Source organism: Pseudoalteromonas sp. SWYJZ98 (assembly GCF_015864495.1).
Lineage (GTDB): Bacteria > Pseudomonadota > Gammaproteobacteria > Enterobacterales > Alteromonadaceae > Pseudoalteromonas > Pseudoalteromonas distincta.
The window spans coordinates 127,684-148,403 of sequence record NZ_JADYXA010000007.1; the positions used below are offsets into that span (position 1 = coordinate 127,684).

The 20,720-nt window shown below is 38.0% G+C and carries 19 protein-coding genes and 1 tRNA gene; 6 read left to right on the forward strand and 14 right to left on the reverse strand.

Annotated elements, in window-relative coordinates:
• Positions 1-11: 11 nt before the first annotated feature.
• Positions 12-605, reverse strand: a complete 594-nt coding sequence (locus I6F10_RS07590) for a DUF1287 domain-containing protein (protein ID WP_165743582.1) — start codon at positions 603-605, stop codon at positions 12-14.
• A 27-nt stretch (positions 606-632) separates the two neighbouring features.
• Positions 633-1,106 (reverse strand): hypothetical protein, encoded by a 474-nt coding sequence (locus I6F10_RS07595; protein ID WP_165743581.1) that lies wholly within the window; start codon positions 1,104-1,106, stop codon positions 633-635.
• 284 nt (positions 1,107-1,390) lie between these two features.
• Here I6F10_RS07595 and I6F10_RS07600 point away from each other — a divergent pair, with 284 nt between their 5' ends.
• Positions 1,391-2,386 (forward strand): alpha/beta fold hydrolase, encoded by a 996-nt coding sequence (locus I6F10_RS07600; protein ID WP_165743579.1) that lies wholly within the window; start codon positions 1,391-1,393, stop codon positions 2,384-2,386.
• Positions 2,387-2,522: 136 nt separating this feature from the next.
• Here the strand turns inward: I6F10_RS07600 and I6F10_RS07605 are convergent, their stop codons facing one another.
• Positions 2,523-2,951, reverse strand: coding sequence for a tetratricopeptide repeat protein (locus I6F10_RS07605; protein WP_197098681.1), 429 nt, complete (start codon positions 2,949-2,951; stop codon positions 2,523-2,525).
• 199 nt (positions 2,952-3,150) lie between these two features.
• Entirely contained in the window at positions 3,151-3,330 is a 180-nt protein-coding gene (locus I6F10_RS07610) for a hypothetical protein (RefSeq protein WP_024592379.1), read from the reverse strand.
• A 284-nt stretch (positions 3,331-3,614) separates the two neighbouring features.
• On the opposite strand from I6F10_RS07610, the gene I6F10_RS07615 reads away from it, so the two are divergent.
• Both I6F10_RS07615 and I6F10_RS07620 read left to right on the forward strand, forming a co-directional pair.
• Positions 3,615-4,004 carry a YkgJ family cysteine cluster protein gene (locus tag I6F10_RS07615; RefSeq protein WP_024590141.1) on the forward strand — a complete coding sequence of 130 codons (390 nt, stop codon included), beginning with the start codon at positions 3,615-3,617 and terminating at the stop codon, positions 4,002-4,004.
• A 215-nt stretch (positions 4,005-4,219) separates the two neighbouring features.
• The gene (locus I6F10_RS07620; protein ID WP_197098682.1) at positions 4,220-6,589 is read left to right on the forward strand and encodes a TonB-dependent receptor; all 2,370 of its coding nucleotides are present in this window, start codon (positions 4,220-4,222) and stop codon (positions 6,587-6,589) included.
• Between the two features lie 368 nt (positions 6,590-6,957).
• Here the strand turns inward: I6F10_RS07620 and I6F10_RS07625 are convergent, their stop codons facing one another.
• The 7 genes from I6F10_RS07625 to I6F10_RS07655 form a co-directional block, all read right to left on the reverse strand.
• Positions 6,958-7,578, reverse strand: a complete 621-nt coding sequence (locus I6F10_RS07625; protein ID WP_002962890.1) for an FKBP-type peptidyl-prolyl cis-trans isomerase — start codon at positions 7,576-7,578, stop codon at positions 6,958-6,960.
• Between the two features lie 69 nt (positions 7,579-7,647).
• Positions 7,648-8,034, reverse strand: coding sequence for a hypothetical protein (locus I6F10_RS07630; protein WP_197098683.1), 387 nt, complete (start codon positions 8,032-8,034; stop codon positions 7,648-7,650).
• 53 nt (positions 8,035-8,087) lie between these two features.
• Positions 8,088-8,178: transfer RNA gene (locus I6F10_RS07635), tRNA-Ser, on the reverse strand.
• A gap of 144 nt (positions 8,179-8,322) precedes the next feature.
• Entirely contained in the window at positions 8,323-8,700 is a 378-nt protein-coding gene (locus I6F10_RS07640) for a hypothetical protein (RefSeq protein WP_002962892.1), read from the reverse strand.
• Between the two features lie 202 nt (positions 8,701-8,902).
• Complete coding sequence (locus I6F10_RS07645; protein ID WP_165723417.1) at positions 8,903-9,451, reverse strand: NAD(P)H nitroreductase; 549 nt, start codon at positions 9,449-9,451, stop codon at positions 8,903-8,905.
• A gap of 130 nt (positions 9,452-9,581) precedes the next feature.
• Positions 9,582-10,265, reverse strand: a complete 684-nt coding sequence (locus tag I6F10_RS07650) for an HvfX family Cu-binding RiPP maturation protein (protein WP_165723416.1) — start codon at positions 10,263-10,265, stop codon at positions 9,582-9,584.
• A 93-nt stretch (positions 10,266-10,358) separates the two neighbouring features.
• Positions 10,359-12,320, reverse strand: a complete 1,962-nt coding sequence (locus I6F10_RS07655; RefSeq protein WP_197098684.1) for an oxidoreductase — start codon at positions 12,318-12,320, stop codon at positions 10,359-10,361.
• Between the two features lie 219 nt (positions 12,321-12,539).
• Here I6F10_RS07655 and sppA point away from each other — a divergent pair, with 219 nt between their 5' ends.
• Both sppA and ansA read left to right on the forward strand, forming a co-directional pair.
• Positions 12,540-14,405: a signal peptide peptidase SppA gene (gene sppA / locus I6F10_RS07660; RefSeq protein WP_197098685.1), complete on the forward strand. Its 1,866-nt coding sequence runs from the start codon at positions 12,540-12,542 to the stop codon at positions 14,403-14,405.
• Between the two features lie 82 nt (positions 14,406-14,487).
• Positions 14,488-15,498: an asparaginase gene (ansA, locus tag I6F10_RS07665; RefSeq protein WP_002962901.1), complete on the forward strand. Its 1,011-nt coding sequence runs from the start codon at positions 14,488-14,490 to the stop codon at positions 15,496-15,498.
• 68 nt (positions 15,499-15,566) lie between these two features.
• On the opposite strand, the gene gndA is transcribed toward ansA, so the two are convergent.
• Complete coding sequence (gene gndA, locus I6F10_RS07670) at positions 15,567-16,940, reverse strand: NADP-dependent phosphogluconate dehydrogenase (RefSeq protein ID WP_165743572.1); 1,374 nt, start codon at positions 16,938-16,940, stop codon at positions 15,567-15,569.
• A 377-nt stretch (positions 16,941-17,317) separates the two neighbouring features.
• Here gndA and pyk point away from each other — a divergent pair, with 377 nt between their 5' ends.
• Entirely contained in the window at positions 17,318-18,754 is a 1,437-nt protein-coding gene (gene pyk, locus I6F10_RS07675; protein ID WP_002962904.1) for a pyruvate kinase, read from the forward strand.
• Positions 18,755-18,818: 64 nt separating this feature from the next.
• On the opposite strand, the gene I6F10_RS07680 is transcribed toward pyk, so the two are convergent.
• Together I6F10_RS07680 and I6F10_RS07685 are read right to left on the reverse strand one after the other, a co-directional pair.
• Entirely contained in the window at positions 18,819-19,643 is an 825-nt protein-coding gene (locus I6F10_RS07680) for a LytR/AlgR family response regulator transcription factor (protein WP_024596642.1), read from the reverse strand.
• Positions 19,636-20,712, reverse strand: a complete 1,077-nt coding sequence (locus I6F10_RS07685) for a sensor histidine kinase (protein ID WP_165743570.1) — start codon at positions 20,710-20,712, stop codon at positions 19,636-19,638. The genes I6F10_RS07680 and I6F10_RS07685 overlap by 8 nt, the downstream gene beginning before the upstream one ends.
• Positions 20,713-20,720: the final 8 nt, after the last annotated feature.

Genomic DNA, 20,720 nt, shown 5'->3' on the forward strand with positions numbered 1-20,720 from the left:
TTATAATCTGGTTATTTATATTCTTGTGGGACGAAACGGTAATGCCCCGTAATTTTAAAATCGAAAAGCATGTCGCTTTTTTCAGGTCCTCGACCAATATTATGAACAATTAATGGATTCCCTGTGTCTTTTGCTAACTCATTCACAACCATACCAATGTGCGGCAAATTACCTGGCAGCATCCACGTTACAATGTCACCCGTTTTATAGTCGTTCACGTTACTTGATTTAGCGAGCACTTGGCCATGATTTTTAAAGTAAGCCTGTAAGTTTGGCACACGGCGGTGGTCTATATTTTTATCCGGTTTGGTTAAACCCCAAATACGCTTAGAGGGATATAGCTCAAAACTTTTTAACATGTCCTCATGCACAAGCTTTTGCAAATCAATACCTAAAAGTCGATATGATCGAATAACTACATCGGTACACACCCCTACATTAGCGGGCACATCGCCACCCGGATAAGTAATAGAGCGATAAGACCCGTCATAGGTAACGTTATGTGTTGTTCTTTCAAGTAACGCAGCCACAATATCGTCATCAAACGATGCCGCATAGGCATTTACACTAAGTAAGCTCAGTAAAAAAACAGTAAAGCGTGTCATATGCAATCCTTTGAAAATGTTAATTAACTACAACGCTTGAACCACGAGTTCAGGCACGTTTATTTTCTTGCCATTATTTGTAAAGTGCTTATCAAGACCATACGCCATGACTTCAAGTGGCGCAGCATTATAACCAACCTGCTGAATTTCGGTTATGTAACGCAACATAAAAGCCTCGGCGCCAAGTTCACTCCATTGGGCTACGTGAACAAGTTCATGAAAATGCACAGCTAAATTATCAGCTACGTAAGGAAGCATGTAATAAGTGTTTTTGTATGTAGTACCTGCAGCATCCATGTCAATAAAATCGTCTAATCCCATTTCACGCAAAAAAGGAAAGTTAGGTTTGGGTATTTCATCGACAATAACGGAAAAGGCATTTTTTAAAAATTCGACAGGATAAAACCCTGCAAACTCACTGGCAAATTTCTCACAGCTAATTCTTTGGGTTTTATATTTAATATTTGTTGCATCAATCCATTGTTCTATTTGTTCGAGCACGTCCTTCCTCCAAAATACTCACTTAACATTGTATAAATGTTGTAAGCCAACAACTCAATTGTAACAAAAGTAAATTAACGAATCTCTTTTTAAAGTACAAAAAGCTGCTAAAAAACCACTTACCCTCTAATCAACTATATATTTGGTAATGTGCTTTAAAAACACAGGTATTGTTACTGTGTCCTTATTAGTAGTAACTTGTAATTATTAACTGAATGCAATTGTGTAAATAACGGGTCTGGTAAATTAATAAAGCGTCATTACCAAAAATAACGAGTTTACTTATGCACCCAGATATACAAAAAAATCTTAAAGTAAAACCTGCTCACATCGTCTCATTTATTGTGTTTTTATTAGTTTCAATGTCTACGCTTACCGCTCAGGTATATGCCGCTGATGCTGTATGGCCTTCAAAAACCGCTTACAAATATGCAAATGTAAACGGTAAAAAGATATTTTACCGAGAGGCTGGCATCCAGAATAAGCAAACCATTGTGCTTTTACATGGCTATCCGTCGTCTTCACATACTTATCGTGAGCTAATTCCGCTTTTATCAGGGCGTTATCATGTTATAGCACCTGATTATTTAGGTTCTGGTTACAGCGAACGCCCAAACCCAGAAACTCAAAAATATACTTTTGAATTACTAGCTCAATACGTTGAAGGGTTACTAACAACGCTTAAAGTAAAGCGCTACAGCCTATATATACAAGACTTTGGAGCGCCCGTAGGCTTTAGAATGTTATTAAATAATCCTAATAAACTTGATGCACTTATTGTACAAAATGGTAATGCGTATTTAGAGGGGCTACCCCTACCGAGGCAAGCATTTTTTAAAGCCGCGAATGAAGATAGTTCGAAAGCTCAGCAAGATAAAATTTATTCGTTCACGTCTGAACAAGCCATTATTAATAAGCAGTATTTACGAGACGTACAAAGTAACCCAGAAGTGATGAGCCCAGATAGCTGGACGCATGATCTTCACTTTTTACAAACCAAAGCCGATAGAGTAATTCAAGTGCAATTGCTACAAGATTACTACAACAACCTTCTCGACTATCCAAAGTGGCAAGCTTATTTACGCAAGTACCAACCACCAACGTTAATTATATGGGGTAAAAACGACCCTGCGTTTATAGCCGAAGGCGCTAAAGCATACTTAAAAGATGTACCGAACGCTGAACTGCATTTACTCGATTCAGGGCACTTTAGCGTTGAAGAAAAACCAGTAGAAATTGCAAAGTACATTGTCGATTTTATGAATAAGCTAGCTCAATAATAAGCCTTTCCTTTTGGTTTAGTATTTATAGCGAACATAAAAAAGCCCTGAGGCTAGAAACCATCAGCGCTTTATTAAGCTCAAGCTAAATCCACAAAAATCACATTTAATATGGATAAGTTATGCTTTTATGTATTTAACCTTCTTCTTCAATAAGCGACTCTAGTAGGTCGTGTATTTCAGCTTTAAGCTCTTTGTCTTCAATTTTATTGGCGCTGACTTTAGCATTTTGAAGGTTTTTAATAGCTTCATCTTTTTGGCCAAGCTCAAGCTGTAATGTAGCCATTGAAAAAGAAACCGACGACATGTGATCTTTGTTATTAATCGCAATCGACTTTTCTAATGCTTTTTCATAAGTCGTGATTGCCTCTTCTAGATCTTCGGTAAAATCAGCTAAAGTTTCCCATTGTACAGGGTGATCTTTTGAGGTGTTTTCGTTTTCAATACAAATAGCTTTTAATTGAGCAAATAACGACTCAAACTTTTCACGGTTATTTTTGTTAGCCGCCGCCATTAAATCTTCTGCTAGATCATGTACCGCTTTATATACTTTTGTATTCATCATCACTGGTTATCCTTTAATGCAGCTAAACTCATTTACTCACTCAATTTAGCTAAAATGTATCATTACAGTCATTATAAAACGTATTTAAACAACTGATTTATTTAATTTGGTGTATAGCGTAATAATACATTAATAATGAACATCGCGTAGGCGTTAAACACTCTGTGATTAAACTTTATCGCAATTGCTCTTGGTAAACTTACACGCTGAATAAACTTGCAACCCAATCCAACGTAAAAATGGTCGTAAACACTTTAAGTGCAATGACAACTAAAAATAATAGGATGATTGCCGCTTTAGCTTTGCTACTTTTAAGATTGTTCCAATACAATAACTTTGCATTAAATTCTGTTTTTAACTTAGTGACAGCCTCTTTCATAATAACGCCCTGCTTAGGTATCCGCGCTCAGCAACATTTAACAATCACACAGTTTCTCAAGCGGGGTTTGTAACATTTTTCGCTACCTTTAGAGTAAACCATTAAATAAAGCCTGTACTATATAAAATGTAACAAGGGGTTTTAACTTAAGTTATTGTATCTAACTATTGTTTACACACCCAAAAATTAAAGGATGGGTAAATTCAGTAGAGCGTTAATAATAAATTTGGTGCTACACTAATAACTAACTTAAATTCGTTAACAGCCAACTAAATTAGCCAATTATGAAAGAATGCAACCAGTGTGGTAAATGCTGTATTAAATATGGCGGCGGCGATTTAAGCGCAACGAAAGAGGAAATAGATTTATGGGAGCTCTTTAACCCCGAAATTTATGAATACGTTAAAAACAACGAAATTTGGTTTGACCCAAAAACAGGCTTAAGACTTCAAGTATGCCCATTTTTAGAAATTGCGCCTAAAAAAGATCCTCTCGCTAAAAATATGTATACCTGCAGTATTTACCTCGACCGCCCAGAAGACTGCCGCCACTACCCTAGTCTTATTTCAGAGATGATCCGCGACGAATGCGAAATGATTGAATCTGTAGATATAACAAATCAGACAAGAGCGCAGCATAAACTAGATGCGATAATGATAGATAGCCGCTATTAAATAAATAGGTTTACCGGTTAGCGCTATGAGTTCTTCGGTCAAATAGATAAGTTTTCTATTCACAAACCTATTATTTGAATTTTTATAATATTGGCTTAATCGTCATTTTTAGATTATTCATCGCAAAATTCAAAGTTATACTATAACATTGTTGATTCGTTAATTTTGCGGTGTTATATTATATCACAACATAATAACCACGAACCAATATATCCATGACAAAGTTAACATTAATCTCCTCTGCTATTTTTTCTGTTTTATGTTCTCAATCAGCTTTGGCTGCAACCGTTACTGGTAAAGTAGTGGATGATAAAAATCAACCTATTAAAAATGCCTCTATCCATGTCCATGGCAAAAACCAAAGCGTTAAAAGTAATGATTTAGGCGAGTTTGCTATCGATATAGATGCAGACAGCCAATTACATATTAGTAAAGACAACTACGTAGACTCTCGTATTGCTGTTAGCGAATCTTCAAATAATCTGTCTGTGTCACTTAAACCAACATCGGTTGAGACAGTGGTTGTTTATGCCTCTGCACTTCATAAAAATAGCCTCGAGATGATATCGCCAGTAAGCGTGCTCTCAGGTGATGAATTAAGAAATAAATCTAAACCAACTCTTGGTGAAACTCTAAAAGGTTTACCAGGCGTAAATGCAAGTTACTTTGGCCCTGTATCATCAAGCCCAATTATTCGTGGTTTAGATGGCCCTCGCGTTAAAATCACACAAAACGGATTAGATGCCAGTGATGCATCACGCATTGGCCCAGACCATGCGACATCAAGCGATAGCCTAGCAGCAGAACAAATTGAAGTATTACGTGGCCCAAGTACCCTACTTTATGGCTCTGGCGCAATTGGCGGTGTTGTAAACGTGGTTGATAACCGCATTCCTACAGACAATATCGACGAGCTTACGGGTGCTGCTGAATACAGCCACGATACAGTGTCAAACTCAAACACAGTAGCTGCAAAACTTGAAACAGGTAATGAAGGCTTTAACTTTCATTTTGATGGCACTAAGCGCAGTGGCGATGATTACCAAACACCTACCTTTACTATTGCCGACGATGATGGCGATGTAGAAACAGAGAATTCTGTAGAAAATACTTTTATTGATAGCGAAACACTCAACTTTGGTACCAGCTATGTGGGCGATCATTTAACGATTGGTTTTTCTTACGGTAGTATTGATACTGATTACGGTATTCCTGGGCATGAGCATCATCACGATCACGAAGGTGAAACTGAAGAAGAGCATGCAGAACATGAAGATGAAGCTGCTGAGGAGCCAGTTTACGCACATTTAGAGCAAAATCGCTGGCAAGGGCTTGTAAGTTACGCCCTTCATAATAACTGGATTGAAACCATCAACCTACGTGTTGGCTATACAGATTACTCGCACAGCGAAATTGAAGATGGCGAAATTGGTACTACTTTTAAAAATAAAACGACTGAAGCACGTTTAAATGTAGAGCATAAGTTTGCTGATTGGCACGGAATGATGGGCTATCACTACAGCGATTCTGACTACGATGCAATTGGTGAAGAAGCCTTTACACCCGCAAGTGTAACTACAACTAACGCATTATATTTACTAGAAGAGCGTGAATTTGGCGACGTTACAATTGAACTTGGCGCACGTGTTGAAGATTACAAAATTGAAAGCCAAATCACGGCACACGAGCATAGCCACGATGAAGTAGAAATAGATCACAGCGACGAAGAAACCATTGGGTATAATGAAAGTTTTACCAATTTAAGTGCCTCTGCTGGTGCCATTTGGCAATACAAGCCGGGTCATAGTATCGCTACAAGTATTTCTCATTCAGAACGAGCACCGCTTTCGGCAGAACTTTTATCTAACGGCTTACACATTGCAACTGGCACTTACGAGCTAGGCCTTGGTTACAATATTGAAGATAATGAAGCGCATTTTGAGCCAGAAAATATCAAGCAGGAAACTTCAACAAACTTAGATTTAAGCTTTAGACGCTTTAGCGGTGATTTTGGTTACACCGTTAACTTTTTCTATAACGATATCAAAAACTTTTATTTTCAAGAAAATACGGGTTTAGTTTACGATGAAGAAGATGGTTTAGAATCAGCTATTGGTGCACATGACGATGCTGTTGCGGTTTATCAGTTTACAAGTAAAGACGCAGAGCTTTATGGAATTGAGTTTGACGCGCATTACCAAGTAACACCAAGCGCTATGGTTAAAGTATTTGGTGACTCAACTCGTGCAAAACTAAAAGACGACGATGGTAATTTACCACGTATCCCTGCCAATAAATTAGGCTCTGAGTTACAGTACGATTTAGGTGACTTACAACTAACATTAACGGGTACTCATTACTTTGATCAAAACGATGTAACTGCCTTTGAAACTCAAACTGATGGCTATACGTTATTTGATGCACAAGCTAATTACCAATTAGGTTTAGGCAGTGTCGATGCACAGCTGTATATAAACGTTGATAACATTACTGATGAGTTAGGTTTTGTACATAGCTCATTTATTAAAGATAAAGCCCCACTACCTGGCAGAAACTTCCGCTTTGGTGTTCGTGGCTATTTTTAATAATTAAAAGTACTTTTAGTTTATATATTTATAAACCGCATTTTATTAATGCGGTTTTTTATTTTTAGAATATATAATATCAACACGCAGTTATACTTAATCGATTTGAAGGATTAAACCTGATGCTAACTGCGTTAAGAATTTCTGATATACGACTGCATGGATGCTGGAGGTAGAGCAATGCAAGAGCAATTAGTGGTAACAACTAAACAACGAAATTTTTGCCTTGTTATCGACACAATTTTCTTAGCGAAAAATAGATCACTTAATTAAGCTAATTGGTATAAAACTCTTAAATTACAAACACAAAAAAGCCGTATTCAAATTGAATACGGCTTTTTAAATTCTTAAATTAAAATTTATTTAATTTAAGAAATGATTTCGTGTAGCTCAACATCAAATACAAGCGTTGAGAAAGGTGCGATTGCAGCACCTGCGCCACGTTCACCATAAGCAAGCTCATGAGGAACGTAGATACGCCATTTAGTACCTACAGGCATCATTTGTAATGCTTCAGTCCAGCCTTTGATCACGCCACCAACTGGAAATTCAGCTGGTTGACCGCGCTCGTATGAGCTATCAAACACAGTACCGTTAATTAGTGTACCGTGGTAATCAACACGTACTGTAGACTCAGCTGTTGGCTTTTCGCCTTCGCCAGTCGCTAGTACTTCATATTGAAGACCAGACTCAGTTACTGTGATTTCAGGACGTTTTGCGTTTTCTTCTAAGAATGCAATACCTTCTGCAGAAAGTACTTTAGATTCTTCTTCACGACGAGCTTGGATCTCTTCGTTAATCTTTTCGAATGCAGCTTGAATCTCAGGGATCTCAACTTGAAATGCGCTACCAGCGTACGCATCTTTCATGCCTTCAAATACTGAATTTAGGTTTAAGCCTTCAAAAGGATTAGACTTAAGTTGCTCACCCATTTGTAAGCCAATACCGTAACTTGCTTTTTCAGCATCTGTAGTAAAATTATCTGACATAATGTGTTTTTCACGTTTTGTTAGTTAAAAGACACGTATATGCTATCACAAAATAAACCCCGTTTGGGGCTAGTTTTTGCTGAGTTTTAGCTTAATTAGGCCAACAATATAACTACAAAGCGGTAAAGTGAATAAAATTCCAACAAGTAAAGGAATAGCTAATAATCCAGATTCACCAGACAATAAAAATGGCACTGCAACTAAGCCTACTAAACCAATAAAAGCAGAGCCAATTACTGGCCAATGTTTATCATATTTAGTAATAAGATGGGCAGCCAAAAGATTAAAACCAAGACCATAAGCAAAAGCGGTAATTAAAGGATATTCTGGTTGTGCGTCGACCGCCATTTTTGCCAACAAGCTAATAGCACTTTGATAGCAGTAACCAAATACCATCCATAATAAAAGATGTTTTATTAATAGCTGTGAGGTTGATAGGTCCGTTGCTTTAGTCATTAATTAAACTCCACAAAGCAAAAAACCGCCTATAAGGCGGTTTTTTTAAATAATGGTGGAGAGATAGGGATTTGAACCCTAGATGGGCTATAAACCCATGCCGGTTTTCAAGACCGGTGCATTCGACCACTCTGCCATCTCTCCGTACGGCGCGAATAATATGGTTAAACGTGTTACTTGTAAAGAGCTAAATATAAATTAATCGTAAATAATAATTAAACGACTAAAAACAAGTCACATTGCTCTTTTGTTGCGCTATTTACTGCAACACGCTTATTAATTCAATACTCAGTAATATTGTTTGGGCCTGCGAGCAATCCAAGAACAGATCAAACAAGCCAATAAACTCAGTGCCGTGAATGTTACACTTTGAAAAATTAAGTCAAACCGATTTAAATCATCACTTGGCACTATTACAAACATAAAAGCGGGGAGTACACTTAGCGCTAAAACATAACAACACACTTTAAATGCCCGTCCAAAGTCAAAACGTTTAGACTGTTGCATCCACAAAGTTAACAGTATTAGCATACCTATTGCAGAGCCTGCTATAAAATGCGCTGCATTTGTACTCATTGCAACATACAAAGTTACAAAAGCACCAACGATTCCCCAAATTGACCACGCAAGCCAGTTTTCTTTTTCCTGTAAAAATAAATTTCCCATTGTTTTCGTCTTCTTTATCGTTATTTTTATTAAGACTTTCCATAATGTATCAAAAAACAACCGATTAAAAAACAAACTGAAGAAGAATTATTAACTTTTGTGCTTCCAAGCGCTTCTCACAGCCAAACCACTAACTCTTTTATATTACTCTTGGTAACCTTAATGAATTATGACTATGCAAATTGCATAAAGTTCATACTATTCACAAATTACTAAAATAATGTTCTGGTTTATGGCGAGGTGGCTTTTTACACTCGACTTGAGGAGTACCAATGTATAAGTACCCTACAATTTCATCTTGCTCATGTAAGTTAAGCGCTTTTTTGACTGCTCTACTTTGTGCAAAGTAACCTGTGCGCCAAACACCACCTAAACCTTGAGCAAATGCAGCTTGTTGCATTGCTAATACACTACAGCCTGCACTTTGTACTTGCTCGATACGAGGAACTTTTGGGTGTTCTTGATATTTAGCAATTGCTATTACAATCATAGGCGCACGAAGGGGAAGCTCTTTAGCACGGTTAATTACTTTTTCTGTCTGTTGCTCTGCCACTGCACTTTGATGGTAAATTTCACCCAGTTTATTGCGTGCATCACCTTGAGCAATGATGAACTGCCACGGTGCTATACAGCCATGATCAGGAACACGTAATGCTGCTTGCTTAATTATGTCGAGCTGCTCAGGCGTAGGACCCGGCTCTGTTAGTTTAGAGTCTGATTGGCGGGTAAGTAAAAGCTCGATAGCGTTCATAACGATTCCTCAAAATTCAAAACGATAGAGTAACATTTAAAACCTTAAATAATAAATACCGAGAAATTAAAAATGCAAAACGGCCGCAAAGGGTCAACTATGCAGCCGTTAATAAAATACATTTAATGCGTTATTTTTTTATAACGTTTCGCTTTAACCAGTAATCAATACTAACAAAACGCCCACCGCCCATAAAAAATAAACTTAGGAGCATAGCAAAATAAATTGCCGAAAATTCTATGCCATTATTTAAAATAGATGGTTTACCTTTTTCGTATAGGTAATCAGGAAAGCCATGCTCTTCAACTAAGCCTAGAATTTTCCCTATCCTGTCTTGTACTTCTAATGAGTTTTCGAGGCTTTCTTTTGCACCAGGGATAGATAGCCAATCAAGTACTTGCGCAGCACTTGTTTCTGGATTAGTCGGCGCTATTGCAAACCACCCGTTATGCCAATGTACTGAAGTAGCCGCTACAACCATTGTGAACATAAGCGGGATACTGACTAAGCGAGTTAAAAGGCCAAATAATAACAACCAACCACCTAAAAATTCACTCCATCCAGCTAAGAAAGCTAGTAAATCAGGAAACGGTAAGCCTAAACCCCATTCACTATTACCAAACCATTGAACGACATCAGGAGATGCTAAAAAGTTATTTAGAAAGCCTTCTTTTTCAGTGCTTATAGCAAGTTTGTTATAACCTGCGATGATCATAACAGGAGCTAAAATTAAGCGAAATAGTAAAGCAGGTAAACCATCTAAAAACGATAGTTTACCCAATATTGTGTTATAAAAACTGATTAGTTTATTCATGCGTATCCTGTGTGTTCAATGTTTATTAAGTTATAGACTATAAACAACAAAGACCGTATAAATTGATAAACTATTTCAATTTATTTACAAAGGTTAAATACTTCTCGCCACTTGTAGGGCTTCAAAAATAGCGCGTTTAGCATCAATTGCAGCAGCCAATTTAGCTCCGCCTATCACATGCACTTTTGCGTTATCTGTGTAACCTTCTAGCACTTCGCTATTAGAAACCTGACCAATACAGGCAATAACAGTATCTACCGGCAGTACTTGAACTTCTCCAGCAACATTAATTGTTAACCCATTTTTATCAAAACTTTGATATTGGCAGTCAGCAATTTGTTTAACACCATGCTGTTTAGCAACTTGGCGATGTATCCAACCAGTGGTTTTACCAAGCTCACTACCAAAACGACCCGAACTTCGTTTTAACATATACAATTGGCGCTCGTCTTTATGAGGTTGTGCATCACACTCAATCCCCCATTGCGTTTTAAACTCGCTAATGGATTGTGATTTATGTTCACTTAAAAAAGCAACCATATCAAAACCAATACCGCCAGCACCTAAAATAGCGATTGATTTGCCCAATTCTACTTCGCCGCGTATAACTTCGTCATAAGCAAACACACGCTTATCATCACTACATTTAATAGAAGCTTCACGCGGCCTAACGCCTGTTGCAAAAACAATATCATCATAATCTTTAAGCATTGAATCGTCGTAAGCTTTACTAAGCTCCACAGTTACTTTTAATCGCTCGAGCTCATTAGTGAAGTAAGTAAGTGTATGGTTAAAGTCTTCTTTACCCGGTATCTGCATGGCTAAATTAAATTGGCCGCCCATTTGCGATTTTTGATCAATTAACGTGACGTTATGCCCTTTTTGAGCCAAGTAACAACTTGCTGATAAACCAGCAGGACCTGCACCGACAACTAATACATTTTTAGCTTTAGCTGCTTGCTCTAGCGGGTAATCTAGCTCAAATGCAGCTTGTGGATTAACTAAACACGTAGCACGTTTATTTTTAAATACGTGATCTAGACAACCCTGGTTACAGCCAATACAAATATTGATTTGTTTAGATTGATTGTTTACGTACTTATTAAAAAACTCAGGATCAGCTAATAATGGACGTGCCATCGAAATTAAATCAGCCTCGCCTGCATTTAAAATATCGTTAGCAATTTCTGGAGTATTAATTCGGTTAACAGCAATAACTGGCACGCTCACCACGTCTTTTAAACGTTTTGATGCTTCTTTAAATGCACCCGGTGGCACCATACTCGCAATAGTCGGTACACGCGCTTCGTGCCAACCAATACCAGTGTTAAATATATCAACACCCGCTTTTTCAAGTTCGGTAGCCTGAATAACAACTTCCTCTGGTGTTGAACCGTTTGGAATCAAATCAATGACCGACAATCTAAAAATAATTAAGAATTTTTCAGATACTTTTGCTCTTACAGCTTTAACTATTTCAAGTGCAAGTCGCATTCTATTTTCTAAGCTGCCACCAAACTCATCATCGCGTTTATTGGTGTGCGGCGCCATAAATTCATTAATCAAATACCCTTCAGAACCCATGACCTCTACGCCATCGTAGCCGGCTTTTTCAGCCATATAGGCAGAATGCGCAAAGTCTTTAATTGTTTTTTTAATCGAGCCAAGCGACATCGCTTTAGGTTTATAAGGATTAATAGGTGCTTTTATTGCACTTGGTGCTTGATTGAAAGGATGGTATGCATAACGTCCAGCATGTAATAATTGCAAACAAATTTTTCCACCGTGTTTATGCACAGCATCTGTGTAAGCGCGATGCTTAAACACATCGTAATAACTATTAAATGAGGAAGAAATAGGTGTTAGCTTGCCACGTAAATTAGGGCTGTATCCGCCTGTAATTAACATCGCGGTGCCACCTTTTGCACGTGCTTCATAAAATGCACGTAAGCGTTTGCGGTTATGCCAGCCCTCTTCAAGACCTGTATGCATTGAGCCCATAACCAAGCGGTTACGTAATTGTGTGTGTTTTAGTTGTAATTGTTGTTCTAACATCTTGTGCCCCGTTAACTGGTCTAACCTGTATACATTAGCTAATTCTGCTTTAATGGCAAGTAATAAGCAATATGTGCATGCATTTAATTAAAAATAGCAGTAAAAACTTACGTTTATATAGGTTCATAAACACTTCGTTACGATTTAGCAGTTAAATTTATTTTTATTCTAAGCTAAGATGGGACTAATGTATTAACTGTACCAAATTAAGGAGCTATTTTGATAGCAAAGGTATTTAAAGGTATTTGGGCTGGAATTAATTTTTCTCGTCGCTTAATACTAAACATTTTGTTTTTATTACTGGTAATTGTTTTCTTTGTGTCACTCTCAAGTGACGATGATCAAATAATAGTTGAAAATGGCTCTGTACTTAGGCTTAACTTAAATGGCCCTATTGTTGAAGAGAAAACATATATAGACCCAGTTGAAGCCGCAATTAGTGATGCAACTTCTGGTTCTGAAGCACCAAGCGAAATATTACTCGACGATATTGTTGAAGTAATAAACGAAGCGACTAAAGACGATCGCATTACAGTAATGCTGCTTGATTTACAAGAAATGCCTAAAGCGCATTTAAACAAACTTAAGCAAATTACCAATGCTATCGATGCATTTAAACAAGCTGGCAAAAAAGTGATTGCATCGGGTTATTACTATACCCAAGCACAATACTATATTGCATCACATGCTGATGAAATAGCTATGCACCCATACGGTAGCGTAGGTATTGAAGGTTATGGCATGTATCCGCTTTACTTTAAAGATGCACTTGAAAAGCTTGAAGTCACGCAGCATATTTTCCGTGTTGGTACATTTAAGTCAGCAGTAGAACCTTTCATTCGTAACGACATGTCTGAAGCAGCCAAAGAAGCTAACCGTGTTTGGTTAGGCGCTCTTTGGAGCGAATACAAACAAGATGTTGCTGCGGTTCGCCCATTTGATGAGTCAAATTTCGACGAGACAATGGACGTATATCTTGAAAAAATGAAAGCTGCAGATGGCGATGCAGGTAAATATGCACTTGACCACCAGTGGGTTGATTCTTTAAAAACAAATCAGCAAGTTCGCAAACAATTAATTGATTTAGTGGGCACACAAGAAGATGGTAAGACATTTAAGCAAGTTTCATTTCGTGAATACTTAAGCTTAATTAAACCGCCTATTGAAATTGATAACCCTATTACCGAAAAAGTAGCGGTAGTTGTTGCTAAAGGTACGATTGTTGATGGTGAGCGTAAAGCGGGCGAAATTGGGGGTGACTCTACAGCTGCCCTACTTCGTAAAGCACGCCTTGATGATAAAGTTAAAGCGGTTGTACTACGTATCGACTCTGGTGGCGGTAGTATGTTTGCCTCTGAAGTTATTCGTGCTGAAGTATTAGCCCTTAAGGCTGCTGGTAAACCTGTTATTGCTTCAATGAGTTCTGTGGCTGCATCAGGTGGTTATTGGATTGCCTCTGCTGCAAACGAAATTTGGGCAGCACCAAGTACAATTACAGGCTCAATTGGTGTATTTGGTACCTTTATGACATTTGAGAAAACCTTATCGAAAATTGGTGTTTATTCAGATGGCGTTGCAACAACCGAAATGGCTGGCTTTTCTATCACTCGTCCACTAAATGAAAAAATGGGTCAAGTAATTCAAATGAACGTTGAGGAAGCATACGGACGCTTTTTAAATGTTGTTGCTGATGCGCGTAATATGACGCCTGAGCAGGTTGACAAAATTGCCCAAGGCCGTGTATGGATTGCATCTCAAGCACTTGAACTAGGTTTGGTTGATAAGCTAGGCGACAAACAAGGTGCGATTGAAGCCGCTGCTGCACTTGCCAAGCTTAATCATTATGAAGTTAAAACTATTAAACAAGATTTAAGCTCGCAAGAAAAAATGATCCAAAACATTTTTGGTAATGCGTCTATTAAATCTATGCTTGGTTTGCAAACACAAAAAACATCTGTGTTAGCAACACAAGCTAATTTACAAAGTGTTATTAACCAATTAAGTACTGAAGTTGAAAACCTTAAAGATTACAACGATCCACAAGGTGTATACGCACGCTGTTTAGTGTGTAACGTTGCACAATAAAAGTGCATAGCTTCACCTAATCAGCTGTATTTAAAGCTGCTTAACGTTATACTAGGCCCAGTTTTTTTACTGGGCTTTTTTTATGAAACGTAAACGCATTTATATCGCTTATACTGGCGGTACTATAGGTATGAAAAAATCGAGTCGAGGCTATATTCCGGCTGAAGGTTTTTTAACAGAAACCGTAGTGAATAACGCAGAATTTAATCGTGATGAAATGCCTTTGTTTGATATTCACGAATACTGCCCTCTTATAGATTCTTCAGACATGTCACCAGAGCATTGGCAACTCATTGCTAATGATATCAAAGATAAATACCAAGATTATGATGGTTTTGTGGTGCTCCATGGCACTGATACTATGGCGTATACAGCCTCAGCGCTGTCATTTATGTTCGAAAATTTGACTAAACCTGTGATTGTAACCGGCTCACAAATTCCGCTCTCACAATTACGTTCTGATGGCCAAGTAAACTTACTTAATGCCATGTATTTAGCTGCAAATTATCCTATTGCTGAAGTAAGTCTCTTTTTTAATAACCAACTGTTTAGAGGTAATAGAGCAACTAAAGCACACGCGGATGGGTTTAATGCTTTTGCCTCGCCGAATCTAGACCCCTTAGCGTTATCAGGTATTAATATTCAACTTATTAAAGGTCAGCTTAGCCCATATGTTGAAAATGAGCTGCAAGTTACACCTATTACACCTCAACCTATCGGGGTGCTTTATTTGTATCCTGGTATTAGCCAAGAGGTAGTTAAAAGCTTGGTCAATGGCAATATCAAATCACTGGTGCTACTGAGTTTTGGTGTAGGTAATGCACCACAAGATCCGAGCTTTTTGTCAATACTCGAAGAAGCAAGTAAACGTGGCGTCGTAATTGTTAACTTAACTCAGTGTTTAAAAGGTCATGTAAACATGGGTGGCTATGCAACAGGTAATGCGCTATTAAATATTGGTGTAATAAGTGGGTATGATATGACCCTTGAAGCATGTTTAACTAAGTTACATTATTTATTTAGCCAAAAGCTTGAAGTCGAAACGATTCGTCATTTAATGCAAGATAACTTACGTGGTGAGTTGAGCCGTTAATTTTTACAGGCTAAAAATACAAAAGGCACGCTAAATAGCGTGCCTTTATCGTTTTAAACAACTGTTTTTTATCTAACTTTAGCGTCTATATCTACTAAATCAGTTAAATGACACATTTCACCACTGTGGGTTTTTATGCCGTGCTCACCAAAGTAATCACGCTGGGCTTGAACTAAATGCCCATTACTCGGTGTAGTTAATGTTGCTAAATACGTTTGTGTAGCTCCCAATACAGGGAATGCTAAACCAGTCATTATTGCTTGACCGGTAATTTTTCGCAAAGAGTTAGACTCTTTTTCAAGAGTGTCAATAAATTCAACACCTTGTGCAACGCTATCAAGGTAGTCAGCACGGATTATACAACCAGCGCGCCACGTTTGAAGCGTTTTAGATAAATCTACTTTCCACTGATGAGTACGTGATGCACCTTTGATTAGCGCTAAACCTTGACGATACGCAAGTAAGCTTGCAAGTAAGAACGCGTCTTTTAGCTCTTCTAAATCAATTTCAACATTGTTCGTTGATTTAGATGCATATGTCATCTCTTGTGCAGCCGTTGTGTTACATGCATTAGTTAAATGACGAGCTTGAACAGCAGCAACAAGTGAAGGGACAGCAATACCAAGTTCGAGTGCATTTTGCGCAGTCCAAAGACCAGTACCTTTAGCGCCAACTTTATTATCAATTAAGTCCGCAAGCGGTACATTATTATGATTTTCAAGTGACAATATATGGCTAGAAATAGACAGTAAGTAACTATTTAATTGACCTTCTGACCAGTCATTAAATATCTCAGCTACTTCTTTTGGAGAACGATTAGTACCTAAACGAAGTAATTGGTACACTTCTGCAATAAGTTGCATCAGTGCGTATTCAATACCGTTGTGAACCATTTTTACAAAATGACCACTTGCTGATTGGCCAACACGTGCAAAACACGAGTCGCCATTATAGCTAGCAGCTACTTTTTCAAACCATGGCTCAATACGTTCCCAACCACCTTCAGAACCACTTGCCATCATTGCAGGACCATGACGAGCGCCTTCTGCACCGCCAGAAATTCCCATAGTGGCAAATTCAAATTTATTTTGGTATTTGAGTTTACGCGTTATACCGTCTTTATAATTACTATTGCCGCAATCGACTATCATATCGTCACAATTAACGCCGGCCTCTACAAGTTCATTACAAACTGTATCAACTAACTCACCAGCAGGAACAAGTAATAAAATAGAACGAGGTGCCTCTAAACGCCTTACCATGTCACTTAAATCAGAGACAATGTGAAGCCTATCAGCCATGCCTTGTGATTTGGCACAACTTAGTAACTCTTCACCCGCATGTGGGTTTTTATCATAAGCGACTAGCGTTATCCCTTTTTCAATCAAGTTTAGGGCAAGATTTTTTCCCATAACGCCTAACCCTACTAATGCAACTTGCATCTAGTGTCCTCCTCGGTAACAACTATTTGGTTAGAAAATTCAGTGTATAAATTAAATAATACCGCGTGCATTATACTCATACAGTCATAAAATACTAACTATGAGCCCATACAACATGCTTTTTTATTACAGATAAATAAGCTACGTAATTATATCAAACATCAATGCTCTCGGGGTGACTAAAAGCAACGCTAATTGAAATTAAGATCATTGACGCATTCTGACACCGGTGTCATAATGATGACACAATAGTTTTGTATAAAATAGTGGCAAACCTTTGAAGTTTGCACATAGTTAAAATATTTTAATCTAATATAGATATTTTAATTCAACAAAATAACGTCAACATGCTTTCACCAAGCAAACAGGAGAAATTGATGCTAAGACGCACGAAAATAGTTGCTACCCTTGGACCTGCTACCGATAGAGATAACAACTTAGAAAAAATTATTATCGCTGGGGCTAATGTAGTACGTTTAAACTTCTCACATGGTGTTGCCCAAGATCATAAAGACCGTGCGCAAGCTGTACGCGATATTGCAAAAAAATTAGGCAAGCATATTGCTATCCTTGCTGACCTTCAAGGCCCTAAAATCCGCGTTTCTACTTTTAAAGAAGGTAAGGTAACGCTTGCTGTAGGTGCAAAGTTCACTCTTGATGCAAAAATGGAAAAAGGCGAAGGCGATGTTAACTCTGTAGGTATTGATTATAAAGAATTACCTAACGATGTTAGCCCTAACGACTTACTACTCCTAAATGACGGCCTTATTCAACTAACTGTTGATGAAGTAGCTGGGCACTTAGTACATTGTACTGTAACTGTTGGCGGTGTTTTATCTAACAATAAAGGTATTAACCGTTTAGGTGGTGGCTTAACTGCTCCAGCATTTACTGAAAAAGATAAAGAAGATTTAATAACTGCCGCTGAAATTGACGTAGATTACATTGCCGTATCATTCCCACGTAGTGGCGACGATATGCGCTACGTACGCTCACTTGCTGAAGCTGCTGGTTCAAAAGCACAACTACTTGCAAAAATTGAACGTGCTGAAGCCGTTGAAACGCAAGAAGCTGTTGATGACATCATTCTAGCGTCTGACGCTGTAATGGTTGCTCGTGGTGACTTAGGTGTTGAAATTGGTGATGCAGCTCTTATGGGCAAGCAAAAACTAATTATTCGTCGTGCTCGTTCATTAAACCGTACTGTAGTAACAGCAACGCAAATGATGGAATCGATGATCGATAACCCTATGCCTACACGTGCAGAAGTTATGGATGTTGCAAATGCTGTTCTTGATGGAACAGATGCTGTAATGCTTTCAGCTGAAACAGCTGCAGGTGATTACCCTGAAGAAACTGTTGCAACTATGGCACGTGTTTGTTTAGGTGCTGAATCTCAAAAAGAAACGCATGTTTCTAAGCATCGTTTAGATAGTCGTTTTTCTAACAATGCAGAATCTATCGCACTTTCTGCTATGTATGCAGCTAATCACTTAGATTCTGTTAAAGCTATCATCACGCTTACTGAATCTGGTAGCACGGCTAAATTAATGTCACGTATCAGCTCAGGCTTACCAATCTACTCGCTTTCACGCCATGCGAGTACATTAGGTCAAACAGCACTTTATCGTGGTGTTTACCCAGTATTTTTTGATTCTACAAAAACTGAAAAAGACGGTATGGTAAAAGCGGCACTTGATACTTTAGTTTCTCAAGGTTCTTTACAGTCTGGTGATACAGTAATTATTACTCACGGTGACTCAATGGAAACTGTGGGCGCAACTAACACAATGAAAATTGTAACTGTCGCATAATTACTAAATATAAAAAATGCGAGCTTAGCTCGCATTTTTTGTGCCTGTAATAAAAGCGTTGGTTTTAACTTGCTAATGCCGCTTTAACCTTATCTCGGTAGCTACGGCTCACTTTTAATTCTTGTCCGTTTTCAAGAACTAATAAATACTCGCCACTTACTTGTGTAACCAGCTTACTAATTTGTTTTGTATTTACTATTGCACTGCGGTGTACACGCACAAATAACTGAGGGTCTAGCTCTTGCTCAAGCTCTTTCATTGTTTTACGAAGTATATGCGTTTGTCCATCTTCACAGTGTAAACACATATAGTCACCTGCAGCATCAACCCATTGGATAGTCGCTACAGGTACCCGTATAATTTCACCCTGCTCTTTTACTGCAAGCGATTCTGGGTAACGTCTATCTGTTAAGGTATCGCCAGTGGCTAATTTTTTTAATATTTCTTCGCAATTATTACCAGTAATACCGGCTACAAAACTCGCTAGTTTTTTCTTATGGGCGTTGTCTTGCTGCGTTTTTAAATAAGTATGCACTTTTTCTACCGCCTGTTTTAATCTGTTATCATCAACGGGTTTTAAAATGTAATCGAGAGCATGAATTTCAAATGCTTTTACAGCAAACTGATCAAAAGCAGTTACAAATACTATAGCAGGTAATACTTTTGTACTTTCGCTAAGCGCTCTTGCCACCTCAAAGCCATTCATACCTGGCATCTGAATATCTAAAAAAACCAAATCGATTTTCTCGCTTTGGCACATTTCAATTGCATCAGCGCCTGAACTACATAATTTAATTACTTCAATATCAGAATATTCTTCAAGTCTTACCGCTAAACCTTTTCGCGCTAACGGTTCATCATCAACAATGAGTGTTTTTATTTTAGTCATTTTTCACAGCCTTCTCAAAAGGTACTCGCAGATTAACTTTTAATCCACTTGGCGTATTATGTGATAATACAAACGAATAATTATTTTCATACAACGTTTTTAATCTATCTTTGGTGTTAGCAACACCTACACCTTGAGCGTTAACTAATTGGCCATCAAGTATTTCAGTGCCTGGGCCGTTGTCACCCACTTCTAGTAATAATTCATTCGCAAATACTTGTGCTTTAATATCAATTACACCACCTTCTGTCAGATGGGCAATGGCATATTTAATCGCGTTTTCTATAATTGGTTGCAAAATTAAGCTCGGTACTAAAGCCTCTTTTGCTTGCTCGCTAATATCTACATTTACTTTCAACCGCTCATCAAAACGGACGCGCTCTATTTCTAAATAAAGCATGAGAGCATGTAGCTCTTGCTCAAGCGGTACTTTTTTAATTGGATCGGTATTAAGTGTGTAACGTAAAAAGTCACTTAACCTTGCTACCATTAAGTTAGCATCTTTGTTTTCTTTAACCAAAATTAAAGTAGAAATAGCGTTAAGTGTATTGAATAGAAAATGGGGGTTGAGCTGATACCTGAGCATTTTTAGTTGCGCTTCGTGTGCCATCGTTGTGGCCTTTAACGCTTTTTGTCGCTCACTTTGTAATAACTGATAATATTTAACGCCAAAGTACAAACCACTCCAACATAAAATAATATAAACCGAATCTAAACCTTGCTGCAGGTAATAAAACCATTCCTCTGGTCTATAACCATGGCGGTATATTTCCCATAGATTGAATTTTTGAACGACAGCCCATAGAGTGCCCGTTATATAAGAGGCACCAAATACTACAATCATTAACACCCAGGGCGAAGCATTCCAAATTTTACGGTAAACATACCTAAGCGGCACTGTCATCAAACAACCAGCGTAAGCATTCAATAAAATAACAAATACGTATATATCACGCATTTCAAATACTTTAGAGCCGATATAATTTACTAACGCGTAACCAATCCAGCCCGCGATTTGCAAAAGCCAAAAAAAACGTTGCCTGTTATCGACTAAAGATTGCCAGTTCAAAATAGATG